Source organism: Novosphingobium sp. BL-52-GroH (genome assembly GCF_044813085.1).
Classification (GTDB): domain Bacteria; phylum Pseudomonadota; class Alphaproteobacteria; order Sphingomonadales; family Sphingomonadaceae; genus Novosphingobium.
Genome location: NZ_CP171149.1, coordinates 1,743,063 through 1,765,878, shown reverse-complemented (window position 1 = coordinate 1,765,878; position 22,816 = coordinate 1,743,063). Strand labels below are relative to the sequence as shown.

19 protein-coding genes are annotated in these 22,816 nt (G+C 66.5%); 10 read left to right on the top strand and 9 right to left on the bottom strand.

Features of this window, described 5'->3' with window-relative positions; all coding sequences use genetic code 11:
* The first annotated feature begins 124 nt into the window (after positions 1 to 124).
* A complete protein-coding gene (locus tag ACFFDA_RS07590; RefSeq protein WP_404477478.1) occupies positions 125 to 349 on the top strand; it encodes a hypothetical protein in 225 nt (74 codons plus the stop codon).
* Positions 350 to 476: 127 nt separating this feature from the next.
* Positions 477 to 1,499 carry a dipeptide epimerase gene (locus ACFFDA_RS07585; protein WP_404477476.1) on the top strand — a complete coding sequence of 341 codons (1,023 nt, stop codon included), beginning with the start codon at positions 477 to 479 and terminating at the stop codon, positions 1,497 to 1,499.
* Between the two features lie 5 nt (positions 1,500 to 1,504).
* On the opposite strand, the gene ACFFDA_RS07580 is transcribed toward ACFFDA_RS07585, so the two are convergent.
* Entirely contained in the window at positions 1,505 to 2,113 is a 609-nt protein-coding gene (locus ACFFDA_RS07580; protein WP_404477474.1) for a helix-turn-helix domain-containing protein, read from the bottom strand.
* Positions 2,114 to 2,300: 187 nt separating this feature from the next.
* Here ACFFDA_RS07580 and ACFFDA_RS07575 point away from each other — a divergent pair, with 187 nt between their 5' ends.
* The 5 genes from ACFFDA_RS07575 to ACFFDA_RS07555 all read left to right on the top strand — a co-directional run bounded on the left by ACFFDA_RS07575 (position 2,301) and on the right by ACFFDA_RS07555 (position 10,229).
* Entirely contained in the window at positions 2,301 to 3,473 is a 1,173-nt protein-coding gene (locus ACFFDA_RS07575; protein WP_404477472.1) for an NAD(P)/FAD-dependent oxidoreductase, read from the top strand.
* Complete coding sequence (locus tag ACFFDA_RS07570) at positions 3,470 to 5,677, top strand: TonB-dependent receptor (RefSeq protein ID WP_404477470.1); 2,208 nt, start codon at positions 3,470 to 3,472, stop codon at positions 5,675 to 5,677. Before ACFFDA_RS07575 ends, ACFFDA_RS07570 begins: the two co-directional genes overlap by 4 nt.
* An 86-nt stretch (positions 5,678 to 5,763) precedes the next feature.
* On the top strand, positions 5,764 to 7,086 hold the full coding sequence (locus ACFFDA_RS07565; RefSeq protein WP_404477468.1) for an MFS transporter: 1,323 nt from the start codon (positions 5,764 to 5,766) through the stop codon (positions 7,084 to 7,086).
* 31 nt (positions 7,087 to 7,117) lie between these two features.
* On the top strand, positions 7,118 to 8,692 hold the full coding sequence (locus ACFFDA_RS07560; RefSeq protein WP_404477466.1) for a serine hydrolase domain-containing protein: 1,575 nt from the start codon (positions 7,118 to 7,120) through the stop codon (positions 8,690 to 8,692).
* Between the two features lie 22 nt (positions 8,693 to 8,714).
* Complete coding sequence (locus ACFFDA_RS07555) at positions 8,715 to 10,229, top strand: M81 family metallopeptidase (protein ID WP_404477464.1); 1,515 nt, start codon at positions 8,715 to 8,717, stop codon at positions 10,227 to 10,229.
* Between the two features lie 10 nt (positions 10,230 to 10,239).
* Here ACFFDA_RS07555 and ACFFDA_RS07550 read toward each other — a convergent pair whose 3' ends face one another.
* Complete coding sequence (locus ACFFDA_RS07550) at positions 10,240 to 10,653, bottom strand: methyltransferase domain-containing protein (RefSeq protein WP_404477462.1); 414 nt, start codon at positions 10,651 to 10,653, stop codon at positions 10,240 to 10,242.
* A gap of 78 nt (positions 10,654 to 10,731) precedes the next feature.
* Positions 10,732 to 12,162, bottom strand: coding sequence for an IS1182 family transposase (locus tag ACFFDA_RS07545; RefSeq protein WP_404477461.1), 1,431 nt, complete (start codon positions 12,160 to 12,162; stop codon positions 10,732 to 10,734).
* A 109-nt stretch (positions 12,163 to 12,271) separates the two neighbouring features.
* On the opposite strand from ACFFDA_RS07545, the gene ACFFDA_RS07540 reads away from it, so the two are divergent.
* Entirely contained in the window at positions 12,272 to 12,907 is a 636-nt protein-coding gene (locus ACFFDA_RS07540) for a hypothetical protein (RefSeq protein WP_404477460.1), read from the top strand.
* Between the two features lie 24 nt (positions 12,908 to 12,931).
* Here ACFFDA_RS07540 and ACFFDA_RS07535 read toward each other — a convergent pair whose 3' ends face one another.
* Complete coding sequence (locus tag ACFFDA_RS07535) at positions 12,932 to 14,722, bottom strand: diguanylate cyclase (RefSeq protein WP_404477459.1); 1,791 nt, start codon at positions 14,720 to 14,722, stop codon at positions 12,932 to 12,934.
* A 72-nt stretch (positions 14,723 to 14,794) separates the two neighbouring features.
* Positions 14,795 to 15,682 (bottom strand): type I 3-dehydroquinate dehydratase, encoded by an 888-nt coding sequence (gene aroD, locus ACFFDA_RS07530; RefSeq protein WP_404477457.1) that lies wholly within the window; start codon positions 15,680 to 15,682, stop codon positions 14,795 to 14,797.
* A gap of 199 nt (positions 15,683 to 15,881) precedes the next feature.
* On the opposite strand from aroD, the gene ACFFDA_RS07525 reads away from it, so the two are divergent.
* Entirely contained in the window at positions 15,882 to 18,308 is a 2,427-nt protein-coding gene (locus tag ACFFDA_RS07525) for a glucose/quinate/shikimate family membrane-bound PQQ-dependent dehydrogenase (RefSeq protein WP_404477455.1), read from the top strand.
* 86 nt (positions 18,309 to 18,394) lie between these two features.
* Complete coding sequence (locus ACFFDA_RS07520) at positions 18,395 to 19,768, top strand: carbohydrate porin (protein ID WP_404477454.1); 1,374 nt, start codon at positions 18,395 to 18,397, stop codon at positions 19,766 to 19,768.
* Between the two features lie 72 nt (positions 19,769 to 19,840).
* Here ACFFDA_RS07520 and ACFFDA_RS07515 read toward each other — a convergent pair whose 3' ends face one another.
* From ACFFDA_RS07515 to ACFFDA_RS07500, 4 genes are read right to left on the bottom strand one after another with little or no spacing between them, the layout of a single operon-like run.
* The gene (locus ACFFDA_RS07515; protein ID WP_404477452.1) at positions 19,841 to 20,491 is read right to left on the bottom strand and encodes a TetR family transcriptional regulator; all 651 of its coding nucleotides are present in this window, start codon (positions 20,489 to 20,491) and stop codon (positions 19,841 to 19,843) included.
* A gap of 50 nt (positions 20,492 to 20,541) precedes the next feature.
* Positions 20,542 to 21,060 (bottom strand): OmpA family protein, encoded by a 519-nt coding sequence (locus ACFFDA_RS07510; RefSeq protein WP_404477450.1) that lies wholly within the window; start codon positions 21,058 to 21,060, stop codon positions 20,542 to 20,544.
* Positions 21,035 to 22,264, bottom strand: a complete 1,230-nt coding sequence (locus tag ACFFDA_RS07505) for a diguanylate cyclase domain-containing protein (protein ID WP_404477449.1) — start codon at positions 22,262 to 22,264, stop codon at positions 21,035 to 21,037. The genes ACFFDA_RS07510 and ACFFDA_RS07505 overlap by 26 nt, the downstream gene beginning before the upstream one ends.
* A complete protein-coding gene (locus ACFFDA_RS07500; protein WP_404477446.1) occupies positions 22,261 to 22,785 on the bottom strand; it encodes a YfiR family protein in 525 nt (174 codons plus the stop codon). Before ACFFDA_RS07500 ends, ACFFDA_RS07505 begins: the two co-directional genes overlap by 4 nt.
* Positions 22,786 to 22,816: the final 31 nt, after the last annotated feature.

Below are 22,816 nucleotides of genomic sequence, written 5' to 3'. Positions count from 1 at the left end.
AATGGGGGGCCAACAGGCTCCCCCCCTTCTGACCGGATCTGCTGGGCAGATTCTCAAATCGACAAAATGTGTTGTTCGCCGATTGGGCTTTGAACGGCGGCTTTCGTAAGAAGCAGCCATTCACTTGACGCAAAGCCGTCTGGAAGCAATGCGCACCAGCGTCATGAAGACCGATGCCGACTGGATCGCCACGGTGCTGCAAGGAAAAATCCCGTTCGGCGATGCCACCGGCAAGTCCGGGCCGCTGGGCAAGCCCTCCTCGCTGGTGCGCGACGCGCGGGCAGTCGGGCTGCTCGTCTCGACCTGCGCGGTGCGGCCGGAAAACCACTTCCTGCTCATCGACTTCTAGGGTCCCGGCGGCGATGCCGAGCGGCGGTGGACGGCATGGCCTGACAAGACGAAATTGGCGTGTGCATTTCATTGACAATTCTCTAATTGGAGAACAATCGTCCTGAACAGACATCAGGAGGACTGTGGTGCCGACGACCCCGCCAGCGATCGCAATGACGGTGAAGCGCGAAAGCTGGCCCATGCACACGCCCTTTCGCATCACCGGCAAGACCTGGACGGCCGTCGATCTCATCCTCGTCACGCTCGCGCGCAGCGGTGCGGTCGGTCGCGGCGAGGCGGCGGGCGTTTACTACCACCATGAAACCCCGGAGAGCATGCAGGCGCAACTCGAGCGCGTGCGCGATCGGATCGAGGCCGGAATCAATCGCCAGGCCTTGCTCCACCTGCTCCCGGCGGGCGGCGCGCGCAACGCCGTCGACGCCGCGCTGTGGGACCTCGAAGCGCAGGAAACCGGGCGCCCGGTGTCTCTCAACGCGGGCTTGGTGCCGCTGTGGCCGCTGCGCTCGCTCATCACACTTGGCGCCGCGGCGCCCGCGGCGATGGCCGCCGCCGCCCGGAAACTGGGCGACTGGGGCGCGGTGAAGCTCAAACTGACCGGCGAACCCGACGACGCCGAACGCGTCCGCGCCGTGCGCGATGCCCTCCCCCAGGCCTGGCTGGCGGTCGACGCCAATCAGGGGTTTGATCGAAAAAGCCTGGATTTTCTGATGCCTACTTTCCTCGACGCAAAAGTCGAACTGATCGAACAACCCTTCCCGGTCGGCTCCGAATCCTGGCTCGAAGGCTGGCACCACCCGATCCCGATCGCCGGCGACGAAAGTCTGATCGACTTGCCCGACGTCGCCACGATGCCCGGCCGCTTCGAATGCCTCAACATCAAGCTCGACAAATGCGGCGGCCTCACCCAAGGTCTTGAAATGGCCCGAAAGGCGCGGGAATTGGGGCTTTCGGTGATGGTCGGCAACATGTCCGGCACCTCTCTCTCCATGGCCCCCGCCTTCGTCCTCGGCCAGTTGTGCGACGTCGTCGATCTCGACGGTCCACTGGTCCTCAGCAGCGACCGAACGCCCGGCGTGCGCTACGAAAACGGCCTGCTCCACATGCCCCAAGGCCTATGGGGCCACCTGCCCGCCACTAGCGCGGCCTAAGCCGATCAATGCGGCAGCAGCGTGGAAATGTCCTCCGGCGAACTGGCCATGACTCCCACGATCACCGCCTCGTCACACCCCTCGCCGCAGACGTAGGCGTGCCCCATCCCTGAATCGATGTAGAGCGACTGCCCGGTCTCGAGCTGCACCGGATCATAGAACTCGGTGTGCACCACGAGCGGTCCGGTCACGACGTAGATGAACTCCTCACCCGGATGGCGAACATAGTCTCCAAATTCCTCGATAGACTTGACGTGTACGTGCGTGACCACCGGCACCATGCGTTTCTGCTTCAGTTCGGTGCACAAGTAATAGTATTCGTAATTCTCGGTATCGATGCGCAGCGCGTTTTCCGGCGTACCGATACTGCGCCGCCCCAGCACCGGCGCGGGCCCTTGTGCGTCCTGCTGCGCGAAGAGATCGGCCATCGGAATCTTGAGGCGCTCTCCCAGCAACTGCAGCTTGTCGTAAGTCAACGAAAGCCGGTCATGCTCGACTTTAGACAGCGTGGAAACCGGGATGCCCGTCTGCTCGCTCATCTCCCTGAGCGTCCATCCACGACGATTGCGCAGTTCCGTCAGGACGGTCCCCAGGGTCTTTCGCATTCGGCTCATCGGTCGCGTATCTCTCCGCTTGCGCAACGTGCACGCCTTCTTATCGCGTGGCGCGCCGACCGTATAGGAAAACGATCGGCATCGATCTAGCTCAATCGCCATTATTTAGCCCGATTGGAAATTAACTTTCCATTCAGAGAATTTTCTGTCACCAATCTAATGCACGGAGTCGCACGGGAGCGCACAGATGGGGGCCGAAACTGACGTCGTCGTGATCGGGGCCGGCATGGCCGGTGCCGGCATCGCGGCGGAGCTGTCCGCCGGCCTGAACGTCGTCCTCATTGAGCAGGAAGCGCAGCCCGGCCACCACGCGACCGGACGCTCCGCTGCCCTGCACTCGGAAATCTACGGCAACCGGGTCATCCGCGCACTGACCCGAGCAAGCCGGGATTTCTTCCTCGCGGGAGGAGACGGCGCCGCCACTTATGTGCGTCCGCGCGGGTGCCTGCACATCGCTACGCCCGCGCAGCTCGAACGGCTCGACGCGTTCTCGATGCAGCCGGGCGTCTGCACTGCGATGACGCGGATCGACGGTGCCCGCGCGCGTGAACTGGTGCCGGTCCTGCGCCCCGACACGATCGTCGCCGCGCTCGAGGAGCGCCACGCCTACGATCTCGACGTCGACGCCATCCATTCCGCTTTCCTCGCCCGCCACCGCCACAACGGCGGCACGCTTCATCTCTCGAGCCCGGTGATGGCGCTCGAACGCGACTGGTCGGGCTGGATCGTACGCGCGGGCGAACGGACATGGCGCACCCGCATCGTCGTCAACGCCGCGGGCGCCTGGGGCGACACCGTGGCGCGGCTGGCCGGCTTGCCGCCGATCGGACTCCAGCCGCGCCGCCGCACCGCCTGCACCGTCGACGCGCCCGAAGGGACCACGCCATCTGCATGGCCTGCGGTGATCGACATCGACGAGCAGTTCTACTTTAAGCCGGAGGCCGGTCGCATCCTGCTATCGCCCGCCGACGAAACCGCGTCCGAGCCCTGCGACGCCTGGCCCGACGAACTCGACCTCGCCATCGCCGTCGACCGCGTGCAGCAGGTCGCCGACATCCCGGTCCGACGCATCGCCCATAGCTGGGCAGGCCTGCGCACTTTCGTAGCCGACAAGACGCCGGTTGTCGGGTTCGATCCGGCGGCATCGGGCTTCTTCTGGCTGGTCGGGCAAGGCGGCTACGGCATCCAGACCGCGCCGGCGCTGTCGCGGCTCGGCGCCAACCTCGTCTGCGGGCGGGCCGTACCCTCGGACATCGCTGACAGCGGTGTGGCGGCGGCCGATCTGGCACCGGAACGCCTTGATCTCAATCGACAATCACAAGAAACATCAATCACCCACCAGGGGGGCAGTACGTCATGATGGATTTCGATCGTAGCACATTTCGAGGCGCGCTCCTGACCGGAACCGCGATGCTGTTCCTCGCCCCCGCCGCGCATGCGCAGGAGGCCGCGCCGAGCGTAGCGGCCCAGACGCCCGGCGAAATCGTCGTAACCGCGCAGAAGCGCTCCGAGCGTTTGCTCGACACGCCGCAGTCGGTCACGGCGCTGTCGTCCGACCAGCTCGACGCCATCGCCGCGCGCAAATTCGTCGACTTCGCCGACAGCGTGCCCGGCCTGCAGTTCACCACCCAGGGCGCCGGCACCGCACAGATCAGCATGCGCGGCGTGACGTCGGGCGCCGACGTCAGCCCGACCGTGAGCATCTATGTGGACGACGTGCCTTACGGCTCCAGTTCGGCCTTCGCCAACGGCGCGCGCCGGGCGCTCGACGTCGGGCTTTTCGACATCGAGCGCGTCGAGGTGTTGCGCGGGCCGCAAGGCACGCTCTACGGCGCGAGTTCGATGGGCGGCGTGCTCAAGTACGTCACGCGCGCGCCGTCGCTCACCGATTTCGAGGGTAGCGCCAACGCGGGCGTTTCGACCACACGCCATGGTGGCACCAGCTACGACGGATCGGCGGTGGTCAACCTGCCGCTGGTCGAGGACAAGATCGCCGTGCGCGCCAGCGGCTTCTACGCGCACGATGGCGGCTACATGGACAACGTCGTGGCCGGCAAGGACAACGTCGACCGGGGCAAGACCTACGGCGGCCGGGTCGACTTGCTGCTCGCACCCACCGAGGACCTGTCGGTGCGGTTGACCGGCTTTGCGCAGAACATCCGGCGCGACGGATCGGCTTATGCCGACATCGCGCTCGATGGCGAGCCGGTCGCCGGCATCCTCAAGCAGTCGCACCCGCTCGAAGAGCCGTTCGCATCGAACTTCCGCCTGGCGAGCGCGACGGTGGACTACGACATGGGATTCGCCACGCTCACCTCGATCACCAGCTACCAGACCAATGCGGCGCGGGTGCGCACCGATGGCTCGGCGGTCTACGCGCCGCTGCTGAACATGTTCTTCGGGCTGCCCGCATCCGCCTTCGCGGTGGACGAACTGGCGCGCACGCGCAAGTTCACGCAGGAAGTGCGCCTCGCCTCGCCCACCGGGCAGAAGCTCGAATGGCTGCTCGGCGGCTATTACACGCATGAAAAGAGCCTGCTGGCGCAGGACGGCGTCACGTACGACGCCACCCTCACCCCGATCGACGTCAACGTGGTTTCCGCGCGCATCCGCAGCAAGTACCAGGAATACGCCGTCTTCGGCGACGTGACCTACCACTTCACCGACCGCTTCGACGTGACCGGCGGCATACGTTATGCGCACAATGACCAGGCCTTCGAGCAGGACGCGACCGGCCTGCTGGTGGCGGCAGCGCCGGGGCAGAAATCGAAGGAAGGCGTGGTCACGTATCTGGCGAACGCGCGCTATCACTTCAGCCGCGACGTAACCGCCTATGCGCGGTTCGCCACCGGCTATCGCCCCGGTGGGCCCAACTTCCAGGTCATCGACGCCGCCACGGGCAACCTCGCCTCGCCCGCCAGCTTCGATTCGGATTCGCTCGACAGTTACGAAGGGGGCATCAAGGCCGAAACCGCCGACAAGACCTTCGGCATCGACCTGTCGGGCTATTACATCGACTGGAAGGACATCCAGTTGCTCACCGCCGTCCAGGGCGTGACGACGTACGTCAACGGGGGCGATGCGCATATCAAGGGTGCTGAGCTAACCTTGACGGCGAGGCCCGTGGCCGGCTTCGTGGCGACCGGCGCCTTCGCGTACAACGACGGTAAGCTCACCGCGGCGAACGCCATCCTGGGGGCGGCCAAGGGCGAGCGCCTGCCCAACGCGCCGCATTTCACCGCGTCGATAAACGTCGACTATACCGTGCTGGACACCGACCTCAAACCGAGCCTCGGGCTGTCGCTGCGCTACGTATCCGACCGAACCGTCAGCTTCGACGCCAGCGCCTCGCAGCCGCAGTACAAGCTGCCCGACTATGCCGTGCTCGACTTGCGGGCCGGTCTCAGCTTTGGCCGCGTCGATGCGCGCGTCTACGTGAAGAACCTGCTCGATACGCGCGCGCAACTGAGCGGACAGACCATCCTGTCCTCGTTGGGCGGCCCTGCGCAAGTCACCATCCTGCGGCCGCGCACCTTCGGCATCGATCTGTCCACCCGTTTCTGACGTGTCCCTGGGAGGGGAGCGGTCGTCGCGATCATCGCATCGCGGCGGCCGCCAACCCTTTCGAACCCCACAAGCCGGAGCACGCAGTGACCACCGCAAGCGAGACGCAAGCCTATCCATGCCCGGCACGCGCGCGCCATGCGCAAGTGCTGCTCGTCGTCATCGCGCTGTTCACGGCGATGGACGTCTACGTCATCTCGCTGCTGCTCGAACCGATCAAGCTGGACCTGGGGCTGACCGACGTCGAGGTGGGGCTGGCCAACACCTCGGTGCTCTATGGCGCTTATGCGCTGTTCTGCCTGCCGATGGGCATTCTCGCCGATCGCCGCAATCGGATCGGGTTGCTGGCAGGCGCTATGATCCTGTGGTGCCTGGGCCTGGTGTTGACCGCGCTGTCGACAGGGCTGTGGCTGCTGGTGCTCAGCAAAGTGCTGCTCGGCATCGCCAACGCCGTGACCCTGCCCGCCTCGATGTCGCTGCTGGGCGACTATTTCCCACCCGAGCGCCGCGCCTTGGCCACCAGCAGCTACGGCATGGGCCAAAGCATCGGGCAATCGGCGGCGATCCTGGTGGGCGGCATCGGCCTCGGCGCACTGCAGAAAGCGGGGGCGGGCGATCCGCAGATGCTGTTCGGACTGCATCCCTGGCGCGTGCTTTCGCTCGCCTTCGCGGCGGCCGGGCTGGTGCTAGTCCCACTGCTGCTGACCGTTCGCGAACCGGCGCGCATGGAAGTGCGCGAGGCGCGCGGAGGTAGCTTCCGCGAAGTCTGGGCCTACCGCGCGTTCCTGCTGCCGCTACTGGCCGGAACGATGTTCATCGCCGGCGCCGCCACCGCGGTGCTGAGCTGGATTCCTCCTGCCCTCACCCGGCTCTACGGGCAGTCGCCCGCGGATTTCGCCGGATGGTTCAGCGCCGTCTCCCTGGTGGCGGGGCTCGCCGGGATGTTCGCGGGCGCCAAGCTGGTCGAGTTTTTCCAGCGCCGCGCCGGCGGGCAGAGCATCCTGCTGCCCGCGGCCCTCGCAGCGCTGATCTGCGCGCCGACCGCCTTCGTGGCGACGATGCCCGGCCTGCCCAGCTTCGCCGCCTGCGCGCTGGTGTTCATCGTCGCCTATGCCATCGTCATCTCGGTGCCGGTGATATCGATCAACTTGCGCATGCCCAACGAGTTGCGCGGCGCAGTCATGGGGCTTTACGTCATCACCGTATCGCTTGCAGGCGCCTTCGCCGCGCCGCTCGTGGCGGTGACGGGGGGATGGCTGGGCGGCGACCACATGCTGGGGCGCGGCATGGCGCTGGTCGGCGGGACGTGCTCGCTACTCGCCGCGGTCAGCTTCTGGCGCGCGGCAAGCCCGGCGCCGTCATCCCCCACCCGGCCCATCACCCGCCCCGTCACTCAGGGCGGGTCTTGACCGCCCGGATCAAGAACGCGAGGAACCTGCCATGAAGCCGACCCGAACCGCCACGTTGGACGAAAAGACGATCGATGCGATCTTCGCATCGGTGGACCAGAGCCAACTGCCCGGCGCCGCCGTCGCCGTCGCGATCGACGGGGTGCCGGTCTACCGCAAGGGTTTCGGCCTGGCGAGCATGGAACTGCCGGTGCAACTGGCCCCGTCGATGCGCATGCGCATCGGCTCGACCACCAAGCACTTCGCCGCGCTTGCTTTCCTGCTGCTGTGCGAGGAGGGCAAGGCCGGCTTCGACGACACCATCGGCACGTACCTGCCAGACATCCACCCCGCCAGCCGAGGCGCCACGATGCGCCAGCTGATGAGCCACACCAGCGGCATCCGTGACGCGATGGCGCTGGCGATGACGCTCGACGGCCCCGCCCACCACTCCACCGACCGCGACATGCTGGCCTATTACGCCGCCATCGAAGACGTCGACTTCGCCCCGGAAACGAGCTGGAGCTACAACAACGGCGGCTACGTGCTGCTGACCGCCGCGATCGAGCGCGTCACCAGCCAGCCACTCGAAGCGGTCCTGCGCGAGCGGATCTTCGAGCCGGTCGGCATGGCAGACACCCTGCTGCGGCGCACCGACCGCAATTTCGTGCCAAACAGCGCCACGCTCCATTTCCGCACCCCCGACGGCCACTTCACGCGCGACTACATGGGCGCGGAGATCTCCGGTGCCGGCGGCGTGGTCTCGACCATGGACGACATGCTGCGCTGGCTGGCGCACATGGACGCGCCGCACGTCGGCTCGGCCGAGACCTGGCAGGCCATGCGCACCCCCGTCACCCTCGCCAACGGCACGCGCACCGCCTACGGTTTCGGGCTCGTCAACGAGGCCTATCGCGGGGTGGACACCATCTCGCACGGCGGCGGCGTGGTCGCGGGCAATTCGCAGATGATAAAGGTCCCAGCGGCCGGGCTCGACATCTCGATCGCGGTGAACCGGGCGGACGTCAGCGCCGCCCAGTTCGCCTGCGCCATCATCGACGCCTGCGTGGAAGGCCTCGATCCCCTGCCCGACGGCGTCGCGCCGGAGCCGGTTTCCGGGCTCTTCTTATCGCGCGACACCGGGCAGGTCCTGGAACTGGCGGGCCATGACGGCATGCAGCTCATGGGCCTCGACGCCGCACCAATGCTGCCGCTGCGCGCGACCGGCACGAAAGCGCAGGCGCTGCCCGCGATCATGGCGTTCATCCTCCAGACCTTCGAGATCGCACCGGACGAAGTACTGCTGAACGACTTCGGCAACGCCATCGCCTTCGCCCCCGCCTCGCCCGAGCCCGACGCGGTGCTGGGCCCGCTCGCGGGCACTTATCGCGCCGCGCTCGGTGCCACGCTCGAATTTGGCGAGCGGGATGGCGAGCCCCGGATGATCGCCCATGGGCTTTCGGGCAGCGTCGCCTATCGACTCATGCCGCTGACCGGCACGATCTGGAAAGCCAACATCGACGGCCCCTTCGCGATGTTCGGCGCCATCGTGACGTTCCAGCCCGACGCACGCGGCCTCTCGCTGACAGTGGGCCGAATGAAGAACCTTCATTTCGCGCGGGCATGACCGCGCGACGAGGAACCCCGCCATGCCTTTGACCATCTTCGTCGCCGGGCTCTCCCACGAAACCAACAGTTTCTCGCCACTGCCCACCAGCCTGCGCAGCTTCGAGGCGGACGTCTGCTACCGCCCCGGCACCAGCGACGAGCGTGCCCGCGCCGGTGCCATCGCCTTCCCCGGCTATGGCGACGCCCTGCGCGTGACGCGTGGGGCGGGAGACACCGCCATCGAGGGCCCCTGCTTCTGGACGCAGCCATCCGGCCCGATGGCGCGCTCCGTCTATGAACACTTGCGCGACACGCTGCTGGCGGCGCTGGATGCGGCGGGCCCGGTCGACGCGGTGATCCTCAACCTACACGGCGCGATGATGGCGCAAGGCATCGACGATTGCGAAGGCGACCTCCTGACCGCCGTGCGCGCCCGCGTCGGCCCTGATCTGCCGGTCGGCGTGCTGCTCGACCTCCACGGCAACGTGTCGCCCGCCATGCTGGAGAGCGGCGCGGTGATGGTGGGTGTGAAGGAATACCCCCACGTCGACTATCTGCAGCGCGCGGTGGAACTGCACGCCCTCCTCACCGCAATGGCCGGGGGAAGCCTTCGCCCCCGCACGCTCATGCGCACGATCCCGGTGCTGGGCCTCCATGGCACCATCACCGGGCCGATGCGCGATTTCGTCGACCGGCTCATGGCCAGCGAACGGCAGGACGCGATCGTGTCCGTCACGATGATGCACGGCTTCGCCTGGTCCGACAGCGAGGACACCGGCGCCAGTGTGCTCGTCATCCACGATGGCAGCGACGAGCAGGCGGCCGACGCCCTCGCGGACGATCTCGCCGATGCCTTCGTCGCCGCCGCCCGAACGGGCACGCCCCGGCGTCCGGGCGTCGCCGACGCGGTGCGCGAAGCGATGGACGCGCCTCCCGGCCCCGGCCCGGTGATGATCGCCGACAGCGCCGACAATCCGGGCGGCGGTGCCGCGTGCGACAGCACCTTCCTGCTCGCCGCTGTGCTTGCGGCTGGCGTGGAAAATGCGGCGGTGGGCATGATCTGGGACCCGCAGGCAGCCCGGATCGCCGCTGACGCAGGGGTCGGCGCGCGGTTACCGCTGCGGGTGGGGGGCAAAGTCGGCCCGCTCTCCGGCCCCCCGCTCGACCTCGACGTCGAAGTGCTGTGCGTGCGCGACGATGCCCGGCAGTGCGTGTTCAGCGACGTGCCCAACGATCCGCTCGGCCTCGCCGTGACCCTGCGGTGCGGCGGCGTCGACATCGTCGTCAATTCGCAGCGCCAGCAGGTGTTCTCGGCCGAATGCTTCAGTGAAATGGGCATCGAGCCTGCTGCCAAGGCGCTGATCGTCGTGAAGTCCAGCCAGCACTTCCGCGCCAGTTTCGATCCGTTTTCGCGCGCCACCGTCTATTGCGACGCGCCCGGCACGCTGAGCCTCGATCTGCCCGCGCTGCCCTATCGCAAGCTCGCCGTCCGGTCGGACGAGGGCCTGTTCAAAACCGACCGCCCGATCTTTACGGCGAGCCGCACCGCCACCTGATCCTGTGAGACTAAATCCCGGCGCCCCGGCGGGCCGAGACTTCGACCTGCAGCGTGTCGAGCATGAAGGAACCGGATAGTCCATCCGCAACCGGCGCGCCTGCGTGCCGCGCACGCGAAAGCCGGCACGCGCCAGCGCCGCGATCCATTCCGCGCTCGTGTAACCCCGCACGTGCGAAGGATCGCGCAGCGGTTCGACCGCTTGCAGGTACGTGTCGAACGCGGGCCGCCCCGGCGATACAACGTCGACGAACACCGCAGTCGCGCCCGCTTTCAGCACGCGCCGCGCCGGCTTCGAAATCGGTCCAGTGGTGCGCGGAAAACCGGCAGCTGATAAAGTCGAAGGCGCCGTCCACGAACGGCAGCCGCTCGGCGGGCGCCACGCATCCAGCGATGTTGGCGATGCCGCGTTTCCCCGCCGACAAACGGCTATGATGGGTGGAGGCTGTGTGAAAACGCGTTGTCTGTTTTTGAAGTAGCAGGCGCGTGGTGGCTCCTTCGGCTCAGCCTTTCATCGCCGCGATCATCCTCGGGGCGCCGAGCATGTTGATCGCGCGCTTCATGTTATAGGCGAGGACGTGGAGGCTCATTTCAGTTCCGACCTTCTCCAGGGTCCGGGTCTTGAAGTGGCTTCTTCCCATCCAGTCCTTGATTGTGCCGAACACGTGTTCGACGGTTCGTCGTCGGACGCGCATGGCGTCGGGCATGCGCTCGAGCCTTGCCTGCATCGTCTCGATCACGTGTTCGTGCTCCCACCGCTTGATCCGCCGTTCCTTGCCGGTCGTGCATTGCGGCTTGATCGTGCAAACGCCGCAATGACTGGACCAGTAGGCATGGAGCCGCAGGCCATGTTCGACTGTGGTAAAGCGGCGGGGGAGCGTTTCTCCCGCAGGGCAGCGATAGCTGTCTGTGGCCTGCTCGTAGCGGAAGTCCTGCTTGCCGAACCGTCCGTCAGCCTTGGCTCCGGAGGTAAGCGGCCTGGGACAGATCGCGGTAATGCCTTCTTCCTCGCAGGCCAGCACCTCGACGCCTGAGAAGTAGCCGCGGTCGGCAAGTACGGTCAGTTCGTTCGATCCGATCGCCGCGCGTGCCTTGCGGCCCATGTTCGCCAGTTGCGAGCGGTCATGACCGACATTTGTCACCTCATGCGCCACGATCATGTGACTGTCGGCATCGACCGCCGCCTGGAGGTTGTAGCCGACCAGCCCCGTTCCCTTCCCGGCACTTGCCATCGCCCGTGCATCCGGGTCGGTCAGCGAGATCTGACGGTCAGGTGCGTCCGCCACCACACGCTCCATCTCCTGAAGCTCGCGCATCTGGCGACGTAGCGCCTCGAGCCGTTCGCCAAGTCGCTTGGTGCGGACCTGCGCCACCACGTCCTCCTGCCGGTCAGCAGTGTCGAGCAGGCCGAGATAACGCTCGATGCTCGCCTCGATCTGCTCCATCCGCCGTCGGATTGCTCCAGGGGTGAAGTTCCTGTCGCGCGTGTTCACCGCCTTGAACCGGCTGCCGTCCACCGCCACGGTGCCGCCAGCGATCAGCCCCAGCTCGCGGCACAACACCACGAACCGGTGGCAACTCGCCCGGATCGCCTCGCCGCTGTTGCGGCGGAAGTCTGCGATTGTCTTGAAGTCGGGCGCCAGCTTGCCTGTCAGCCACATCAGCTCCAGATTGCGTCCAGCCTCGCGTTCAAGCCGGCGGCTCGACTGCACCTGGTTGAGATAGCCATAGAGGTAGAGCTTGAGCATCGTTGCCGGATGGTACCCCGGACGGCCTGTCGCCGCCGCATCGCCAAAGCCTAGCGCTGACAAGTCCAGCTCGTCGACGAACACGTCGATCACCCGAACCTGGCTGTCCTCGGCAACGTAATCGTCAATGCAGTCCGGCAGAAGCTGAACCTCCCGCCGATCACAACCCTCGATGAAACGCCCCATCTCACGCCTTCCCAAACAGGCATAAAACATAGCAGATCACCGCGTTTTCACACAGCCTCGGTGGGAAGCGGACATTGCCGAAATGGGCCGATGGTGCCAACATCAACTGATGGTCGGAACGCACGACAAGATTATAGCCAAAACCGCAAAAGCCACGCTCGGGCCGCTTGGCTTCCAGCGCAAAGGCCGCTCACGAACATGGGTGGCAGATCATGGCTGGTGGGTAACCGTCGTAGAATTTCAGCCAAGCTCGTGGAGCAAAGGGAGCTACCTGAATGTCGCGGCCCATTGGCTTTGGTCAGCGGGTAACCACTTGAGCTTTGATTATGCTGGGCGCATCAAAGAACATGTCGAGTATGTTCCAGATACGCAATTCACGGAAGCAGCGTCTCTTCTAGCCGGACTGGCCGAAGATGAGGCACTGCGCCTATCGGATCTGTTTATTTCTCTCTCGGCTACCGCGACAGTTCTCTTGAGCGAGGAGCGAAAGCTTACGGGCGGGGGATGGATGGCTTATCACGCCGGAATCGTAGCAGCGTTAGAGGGCTTGAGAAGCGATGCGAACGATATGTTTGCTCGCGTTATGAAGGGCTTTGCGTCGCCCGACAGTTTGCTGACGCAGGCTGCTAGCCGAATGGCCGACCTGCTTGATGACCCACGAGCCTTTCGGGACGAGGTGACATCGCTGATCCTGCAGCACCGCGCTGCTTTGCAGCTACCAGCCTTGGCCGACAGCCCACTTTAATCAATCCAACGCCCCCGAACCCGTCTACGCCACCGCCGAGGACTGGTTCCGGCCGCCCTGCTTGGCGCTATAGAGCGCCGTGTCCGCGATCTTCAGTGCCTCCTCACTGGTCTGTCCCGGAATCAGCGATGCGATGCCGACGCTTACCGTCGCGCGGATTAGGTTGCCGGACGCGTCCGCTATGGCGGTTGCCTCTAGACGACGGCGGACTCGTTCGCATGCCAGCCGCGCCTGATCCGGTGCCATGCCTCCCAGGACCACGGCAAACTCCTCGCCGCCGAGCCTGGCGATGAGGTCCACTTTGCGCACCGACGCACGTAGTATCCCTACGAAATGCGTCAGGACCACGTCTCCGGCGGCGTGCCCGTACCGGTCGTTGATCCGCTTGAAGTGATCGAGGTCGAACACCGCCAGGCAGCCCAGGATGCCGTTTGATGGAGCCGAGGCCAGCAAGGCCGGGATCGCCTCGTCGAACGCCCTGCGGTTGTACGCGCCGGTCAGCGGATCGGTCATGGCCCGATGGGTGAGATCCTCCATCAGCTTGCGGCGGCCGGTGATCTCGCGGACGATGCTCACGGTTCCCATCACCCGGCCTTCGTCGTCGATGGTCGCGCGCACATGGCTTTCGACCCAGACGGTCCTGCCGTCCTTGCAGGTGATCCGATATTCCAGGATCGCCGTTTCTTCCGGGTTGGCAAGCGCCTGCCGGCGTCCGTCGAGCACGGCGGGCAGATCCTCGACCAAAACGAGATCGAACATCGCCCTGCCCGTCAGATCTTCGGGTCGATAGCCCCACATGCGTTCGGTAGAGGGCGAGGCATAGCGTACGGTGCCGTCCACTGCGAGCCGCATGACGATATCGCTGGTCCTGTCGAGGACCAGGCGATGCAGCGCCTCCGCCGCACGCAGCCTTTCCACCAGGCGTCGCCGCGCCCGCAATTCGGCGGCCAGCGGCAGCAGAATCAGCACGATGCATGCGAAGTAGATTTGCAGCACCTGGAGCTTCAGCGCCATGCTCACCTGCAGCAAGGTGGTCGGTCCGGACCCGGCCAACGAGCAAGGCAGACCTATGCCGATCAGGATCAGGATCGACGCCACCGCACCGAAGCGGCCGAGCCTGAACGTCGCGGCGATCATCGGCAGGAACGGCAGGATGACCAGGGGGATACGGTTCTGGCCGAAGGTCAGCAGCGTGGCAGCGGCGACCAGCCCGAGCAGGCCCACGACCTCGCCGAGCCTCTTGCGGCCCGACGACGCGATCCACTGCCGCGTCTGACCGCGCAAGGTGAGCAGCAACGGCGGCGCGAATGCGACCAGTCCCAGGGCGTGGCCCGTATACCAGTCCCTCCACGCCGCCCAATACGGCAGGTCGCGTGCGATGTGCGCGCACAGGGCGCCGGCGAAAGCGGTCGCGGCGGGAACGATCGCGCCTGCGACCAGCAGGAACCAGGCGACCTCGGGGACGGACTGGAAACGCCCGAAGCCGGGAAATACCCGCTTGACCAGCCATGCCGCCGCATAGGCTTCGGCGATGCAGACCAGCGGCAGCGGGATCGCGACGCCACCCTGGAAACCGAACAGCAGCGATGCCGCGAGGCCCGCCGGCACGCAGGCCAGCGTCAGCCGGGTCCAGCGCCAGCGCGGCGTCGCGCAAAGCTTGGCGAACAAGGCGGCGCCGGCCAGCCACACGATCGCAACCCCGCCGTCGAAGCGCGTCATCTGGAGCGCTACCGATGCGCAGGCGAAATAGGCCCCTGCCGTGAGAACAGCCTCACGGACAGACCGACCAATTCCTTGAGTGGCGCTACGCGGCATGACCCGGCATTACGCGCGATATGGTTAGAATACGGTAAACCCCGTAGCTAACCCGTCACCAAGCGCCCAAACTCACACGGAAAGCGCTTCGTGAAGCGTATCGATGATGCCTCGCAGTTTGCCGACCTCGATCTGGCCTGGCGCCGAGACTTCTCCCACCGCTCCGAAGCTCATCGCGGAACCGAATATTTCCCCCGCCAGCCGCGAGACGGCTCCGACGCCGCCCATCGCCATGGTTATCATCGGCCGGTCGGCATGGTCGCGCCGCATCGTCCAGGTCGCATCGAGCAGGCGCAGGAGATCGCCGGGGTCCTGCGGCATCACCGCGATCTTGCAGATGTCCGCCCCGGCCGCCTGCTGCTGACGGAGCAGGTCAATCATGGTCTCGACGGAGGGCGTATGGTGGAAGTCATGGTGCGACAGGATCACCCGCACGCCAAGGGCCTTGGCGCGCACTTGCACTGCGGCCACCGGGGGTGTGGGCAGCAGTGCCGCCTCGATATCGAGCACGTCGACCGCGCCGCTGGCCAGCACGGCCTGGTAGAGAGCGGCATAGTCCGCCGGGGAGATCGCTTTCCTACCACCCTCGGCGCTGGTGCGGAACGTGACCACCAGCGGTTTACCGGCGATCGCGGCGGCAACCGGGCGGATCGTGGCGGCGACGGCCTTCGGGTCCGGCGCGGCTTCGAGGTAGTCGAGTCGGTATTCGACGACATCGACTTCGCTCATGCCACCCAGCACCCGGGCCTGTGCGAGCACGGCGTCCAGCGTCGGCTGGATCAGCGACACGATCGTCTTGGTACGACCGCCGCCGATCTCGACGCCACGGATATCAATGGTCCTGGGCGTGGGAGTCACCGCTTCCCGGGCGCCGGCCGAGACGGCTCCGGCGACGAGCGAGGGCATGGCGGCAGCCAGGGCGGCCAGGGAAAGGCCTTGGCGGCGATCGAACGTGGGCATGGGTACTCTCCAGATGGCTCGGCGGTCCGGCCTTGTCGTGGGACGGACTATGTACTATCCGGTACACAGTTTCAACGGCCCAGTCTTTCAAAGGCAGAGTCGCCGTTCGGTTTCACAGCATCCACCGAAGGCTTGTCCGCCCCGGGTTCGAGGCGTTAGGTTGTCGGTGCATACGAAGAACAAAAAAAGGAGGTGCCGTATGCCCGGCACGAACATCGACAGCAGCCGGCCGACCAGGTGGTGGCTGCTCCTGCTTGGCCTGGTTATTCTTGCCGCGGGTCTTTTCCTTGCCGTCGGAGGCGCGAAACTCGTCAGCCTCGGCGGCAGCTTCTACTTTCTGCTGGCGGGCGTGGCACTCCTCGCCTCCGGATTCCTCATCGCCCGTCGTCGCCCGGCGGGCGCATTGGTGTTCGGCGCCGTGTTCCTGGCGACCGTGGTATGGGCCTTGTGGGAAGTGGGGCTGGCCTTCTGGCCGCTGATCTCCCGCCTGCTCGCGATGGGGGTGGGCGCGACGGTCGTTGCCCTGTCCTTCCCGCTGCTGCGCCGCGCGAACGGCCAGGCGCCGGCATGGCGCCCCTCGCTCGTCGTTGGCGCGGTGCTGGGACTGGGATCGGCGGCCGGCTTTGCCGCGATGTTCGTTCCTCATGCGACGGTTGCGTTCACCGGCGCGGAGGCCGCGCTTGCCCCGGTGGATGCGGCGCACGAACAGAAGAACTGGGAAGCCTACGGCAACACCGGTGGCGGCAGCCGCTTCGTCGCGCTCGACCAGATCACGCGCGACAACGTGGACAAGCTGCAGGTCGCATGGACCTACCGCACCGGAGACGTCGCAGTGAGCGACGGCAATGGCGCCGAGGATCAGGACACCCCGCTCCAGGTTGGCGATACCGTCTTCGTGTGCACCCCTCACAACAACGTCATTGCGCTGGACGCCGATACCGGCCGCGAGAAATGGAAGACGGTCATCAACGCCCGCGCTTCGGTCTGGATGCGCTGCCGGGGCCTTGCCTATTTCGATGCAAGGGCCCCCATCCCGCAGCCCGCCGTGCCCGGCTCCAGCCCGATCACGCCCGTCACCGTGGTCGAGGGCGCACCGTGCCAGCGCCGTATCCTGATGAACACCATCAATGCGCAACTGGTCGCGCTCGATGCCGATACCGGGGGCTTCTGCCCCGACTTCGGCGTCAATGGCCGGGTTGACCTCAAGGCCGGCCTGGGGGCCGCGCCTGATCCGCAATATGAACTAACGTCCGCCCCGACTCTCGCAGGCACCACCGTGGTCGTGGGCGGCCGCGTGGCCGACAATGTCCAGGTCGACATGCCCGGCGGCGTCATGCGCGGCTTCGACGTGGTGACCGGCAAGCTGCGCTGGGCCTTCGATCCCGGCAACCCGGCCATCACCGGCATGCCGCCGGCCGGCGAGACGTACGCGCGCTCGACCCCCAACGTCTGGGCGGCGATGTCCTACGATCCTGCCTCCAACACCGTGTTCATGCCGGTGGGCAGCGCCTCGGTCGACATCTACGGCGTCACCCGCAGCGCCCTCGACCACAAGTACGGCGCCTCGATGTTGGCGCTCGACGCCACCACCGGCAAGGAGAAGTGGCACTTCCAGACGGTCCACAACGACCTGTGGGATTTCGACCTGCCGATGCAGCCGACTTTCGTCGACTTCCCCGTCGGCGGCAGGAAAGTCGCCGCGCTCGTGTTCGGCACCAAGGCGGGCCAGCTCTACGTGCTCGACCGCGCCACGGGCAGGCCGCTCACCAAGGTCGTCAATGTGCCCGTCAAGGCCGCCGACATTCCGGGCGAACCCTACTCCCTGACCCAGCCCCGTTCGGTCGGCATGCCGCAGATCGGCGTAGAGCACCTGACCGAGGCGGACATGTGGGGCGCCACGCCGTTCGACCAACTGATGTGCCGCATCGCCTTCAAGGGCATGCGCTACGAAGGGCTCTACACAGCCCCCGGCACCGACAAGTCACTCAGCTTCCCGGGATCTCTGGGCGGCATGAACTGGGGCGGCCTGTCGATCGACCCGACCACCAACACGATCTTCGCCAACGACATGCGCCTCGGCCTGTGGATCAAGATGTTCCCGCAGACCGTCGAACAACAGGCCGTCAAGAGCAGCGGCGGCGAGGCCCCCAACACCGGCATGGGCAGCGTGCCGATGAAGGGCACGCCTTATTCGGTGACCAAGGACCGCTTCCTTTCGGCCCTGGGCATCCCCTGCCAGGCACCGCCGTTCGGTACGCTGACCGCGATCGACATGAACACCCGCAAGGTCAAGTGGCAGGTCCCTGTCGGCACCGTGCGCGACACCGGCCCGATGGGCATCAAGATGGGCCTGCCGATCCCGGTCGGACTGCCCACCCTTGGCGGTACGCTGGCGACGCAGGGCGGCCTCGTGTTCATCGCCGGCACGCAGGATTACTACCTGCGCGCGTTCAGCTCGGCGACCGGCAAGGAACTGTGGAAGGGGCGCCTTCCAGTCGGCAGCCAGGGCGGCCCGATGAGCTACAAGTCGCCGAAGACCGGCAAGCAGTACATCGTCATCACCGCAGGCGGCGCCCGCCAGTCGCCGGATCGCGGCGACTACGTGATCGCATACAAGCTGCCGTGATCCACGCGCGGGGAGTGGCCGCGTCCACCCCCCGCCCTTTTCAATTCACGTCATCGGGAGCACAAGCTTCCGGTCAGGGAGGGGCCATGGCCCATCGTATCAAGACAACCGCCAGCCTGGCCGGGTGCGGCCTGCTGATCGCCATGCCCGTCGCCGGGGCACGGGCCGAAGAAGCAGACCAGGCGCAGACCACCGATGCCCAAAAGACGACGCCTTCGTCGAGCGACAAGGCGGCCGTGCCTCTTGCCGGCAGCACCGCGAAAGCACCTGCACCGTTCCAGGACACGCTGACGGGCGACTGGGGCGGCCTGCGCACGGAGCTCAAGAACGCAGGCGTAAGCGTACGCGCCGACTACGTGTCCGAAACGTTCTCGGCGGTCGACGGCGGTCTCAAGCGCGGTACGGCCTATACCCAGCAGATCCGCGCCGGCATGGACTTCGACATGGGCAAGATCGCTGGCTGGTCGGGCGCCACGTTCCACGTCACCCTGAACGACCGGCGCGGCGTCGGCCTGTCGTCCGACTATGTCGGCAACCGGCTGCCGATCCAGGAGGCCTATGGCGGCCAGTACGTGCGGCTGGGCGAGGCTAGCTACGAGCAGAACCTCCTCGGCGACAAGCTCAACTTGCGGCTCGGCTACTTCGCCATGGGCAACGACCTCGGCGGCATGGCGATCGGCTGCAGCTTCGTCAACGCGGCCTTCTGCGCCCATCCCCTCTCGATGTCCGGCGACAGCGGGTGGTACAACTACCCCAATGCACGCTGGGGCGCCGCGATCCGCTACAGGCCCGACCCGAGCCTGGCGTTCCGCACCGGCGTATACCAGGTGAACACCAACCTGGGTACCGAGGACAACGCCTTCGATCCCTTCGCTCACGGGACCACAGGCGTGATCCTCCCGTTCGAGGTCGAGTACGACCCCGGTGCCACGCCCGGCAGCCGCGTCCTGCCGGGACACTACAAGCTGGGCGTCTACTACGATACCTCGCGCGTCGCGCGCCTTGGCGGCAGCGGGAAGGTGACCGGTCGCTACGGCGTGTACGTCCTTGCCGACCAGATGGTCCTACGCGAAGGAAGCAGTGCCCGCGGGCTTTCGGTGTTCGGCCAGTTCACCGCCAATCCGGAAGCGAGCGGCCCGATCACTCGCTGGTACATGGCGGGCCTCGTCAAGATCGGCACCCTGCCCGGCCGCGATGCCGATACGCTCGCGCTCGGCGTGGTCCATGCCGAGGTCAATCCCCGGCTGCGGCGCGCCCGTGCGGAGGCGGTTCCCTCGACCGAGGGCTATGCCGCCCTCCCCGCCGGCGAAACGGCGATCGAGCTGAGCTACGGGTTCCAGGCCGGCCGCTGGCTCATCATCCGCCCTGACGTCCAGTATATCATCGAGCCGGGCGCCTTCAGCTATCGCCGGACGGACAATGCACTGGCACTCGGCTGCCAGGTCAGGATCCAGTTCTGAATCACTCGAGTATAATATTATTCCCGTCATCGCGTCCCGGCGACAGGCGGGGGCGCAATGATGAAACCGGCGCTAGCGTTCTCCCGTCGCCGCCGCCATGTCCAGCGTGTCGGCGCGGCAATAGCGCAGGACCGCATCGACCACTTGCGCCCGTCGTTTCGATGCGGCCTGCGCGCTCATGGTGTCGACGCCGAAGATGGTGCTGAACGTATAGCGGTTGGACACGAAGTAGAAAGCCAGCGCGCTGATCGTCATGTGCAGGTCGACGGGATCGAGGCCTGCACGAAAGCTTCCGTCGGCGACCCCGCGATCGATCAGCGCGCGGGTATTGGGCAGGACCTGATCGTTCCGGGCCTCTTCCACCGCGCCGACGTGAAGGCCGTGGCGCATGTTCTCGTCCATCACCAGACGCACCAGTTCGGGGTGGTGGAAATGGTAGTCGAAGGTGAGCGCCACGAGGTGCTCCAGTGCGACGAGCGGCGGCAGATTCTCGAGCCCGGCATCCAGCTCGACCGAGCGGATACCGCGATAGGCCTCGGTCAGGACGGCGCGGTACAGGCCTTCCTTGCTGCCGAAGTGATAGTAGATCATCCGCTTGGACGTAGCCGTCGCCGCCGCGATCTCGTCCACCCGCGCGCCGGCGAAGCCCTTGTCGGAGAAATGCGCGGTCGCGATCTCGATGATTTCGCGCCGGTTGCGTTCGGTGAACTGTTCTCGCTTCACGGGCTCGCTATGAGCATGTCGGCCAGCCATGGCAAGGCGGAGCACCGGGGCTATTTTCCGGAACCGAGCAGATCGCCGGTCGTGACGATGACCACGACCCGGCGGTTTTCCCTGCGCCCGGCAGCCGTGGCGTTGCTGGCGATCGGTCGGTAGGCGCCGTAGCCTTTGGCCTGCAACCGGGCAGGCGCCATGCCACCGGCCAGCAGTTCCGTGCGCACGGCTTGCGCTCGCCGCATCGAAAGCGCCTGGTTGTAGTCGGCCGATCCGCTGGCGTCGGCATGGCCGTCGATTTCCGCACCGACGATGCCCACCGACGCCAGCGCATGCCCGAGCTTCGCCAAGCGCTCGCGCTGGGTCGGTGCGACGCCGCTCTGGTCGGAGGGAAAGAGCAACTTGTCGTCGAGCCCCAGTTCCCAGCCGTCCTCGGCTTGCGCGAAGCCCTGGGCCTGCAGGACGGCGACCTGCTCGCGCGTGAAACCCTTGGGCTGAGCCACCGTCTGGCACCCGGCGAGCCAGAGAACCATGCCGGTCAGCGCCAGCGTGCTAGACCGCCGCAATGTCGGGCCCATGGTCTTTCCTCCTGTTCTTGTCGTCGTACATCGATTGGTCCGCACTCTTGAGCAACGCCGCCACTTCGCCGCCGTCATCGGGGTAGAAGGCCGAACCGATGCTCAGCGAAATGCGCGTGGCGGTGCCATCTGGCAGCGCGATGGGGCCCGCCATTTCCCGGCGAATCCTGTCGATCACCAAATCGATGCCCGTGCTGTCCTGGCAAGGGCTCAGCAGGATCGCGAACTCGTCTCCGCCGAGGCGGAAAAGGCCTTCGTTCATGCCCAGCGCGACGGCCAACCTCTCGGCGATGGCGCGCAGGACGGCATCGCCCGCGTCGTGGCCATGGCGGTCGTTGATCGGCTTGAAGTCGTCCGCGTCGAGGAAGAGCAGCGCGAAGCCGGGCTCCCTCCCCGCCATGGTCGCAATCGCGGCGCCGACCGTCCGTTCGAACCCTGCGCGATTGCCCAGTCCCGTCAGCGGATCGTGCAACGCGCGATGCGACAGCTCGCGATTCTCGCCGGTAAGATCGCTGTGCCAGCCTTCGAGTTCGGCGAGCAGCGCATTGAAATCCTGCACGAACTTGTCGATCTCGGCGAGCCCGGCGACCGGAACGCGGCGGTGGAAGGCGCGCTGCGTGCGGACCGCGTGCGCCACTTCGCCGACACGGTCGAGCGGCCCGAGCACGTCCTGTTCGAGGCGCCGCGCCAGCAGGTTGGTGACGACCGCCGTGAACGCGAGGCACAGCAGCGATACCAGCACGCCGGTCAGGAGATAGAAGCCGGTGCCCTGCGAACTGCCGTATACGCGCACGGTGGCGATCGTCCTGTCGCCGAAGGTGACCGCGCGCACTTCGGGGCCACGCCACAGCAGCTTCGCCGTCGACCGCTCGATCATCGCGACCACACCCGATCGGGGCTGGCCCCATCGCGCAAGTTCGCGACCGTCCAGATCGACGACTTCCACCGAGGCGACCGAATCGGGCTGCGCGACGGAGGCGATGCCCTTGCCGATCGCCTCGCGGTCGCCGAACACGACGGCCGGCTCCACCGTATAGCCGATCGTCCGTGCCACCAGGGCCAGGTCGCGGCGTGCATAGTCGCGGATCACCAGGAATCCGCTGAGCATGAGCGTGAGCCCCGCCAGCACGACGGCAAAGACGATGATCTTGCGCTGCTCGTAGGCAAGGACCTGCCGCAGCGTGGGATGCCGCCAGCCCGTCATGGCTCGCCACCGCCCTGCGCGAGCCTCAGCACGCGCGGGTCAATACGCACCTGCGAGCGTGAGACGGCATCGATGTTGAGGCGGAACGAGAGCGACCGGATGCCGAAGACGAGGCAGAACATCGCCTCCCCGTGGCAACCGGGATCGGCCTCGGCGATGGTGACCACCGCCTGCCCACGCACCGCGGCCGTCGCGCGCTGCAGTTGTCCGACCGCCAAGCGGCCGAGATAGACCACGTCGCACTGTCCCGCACCCGGCAGGCTGCCGTCCGCAAGGTCGATGCGATGGACCCGGCGGCCGTTGTCCAGCACGATGCCGCCCAGCGCGCCGCCATGCCCGGTGAGGCCCGCCACGCAGAGGCGGATGGGTTCCGTCGGACGCGGCCAGCGGGTGTATTCCAGGATCGATTCGACGACGTGGGCAGTCGTCCCCTCCGTCGCCGCGCCGAGGGGAAGGTCGAAGCCGACCGGCGCCGGGACGAGGGCGGCGGACAGCAGCCAGAGCGAGGCAAATTTCAGCAAGGTGCCACCGCACCTGCCGCACGAAAGCCAG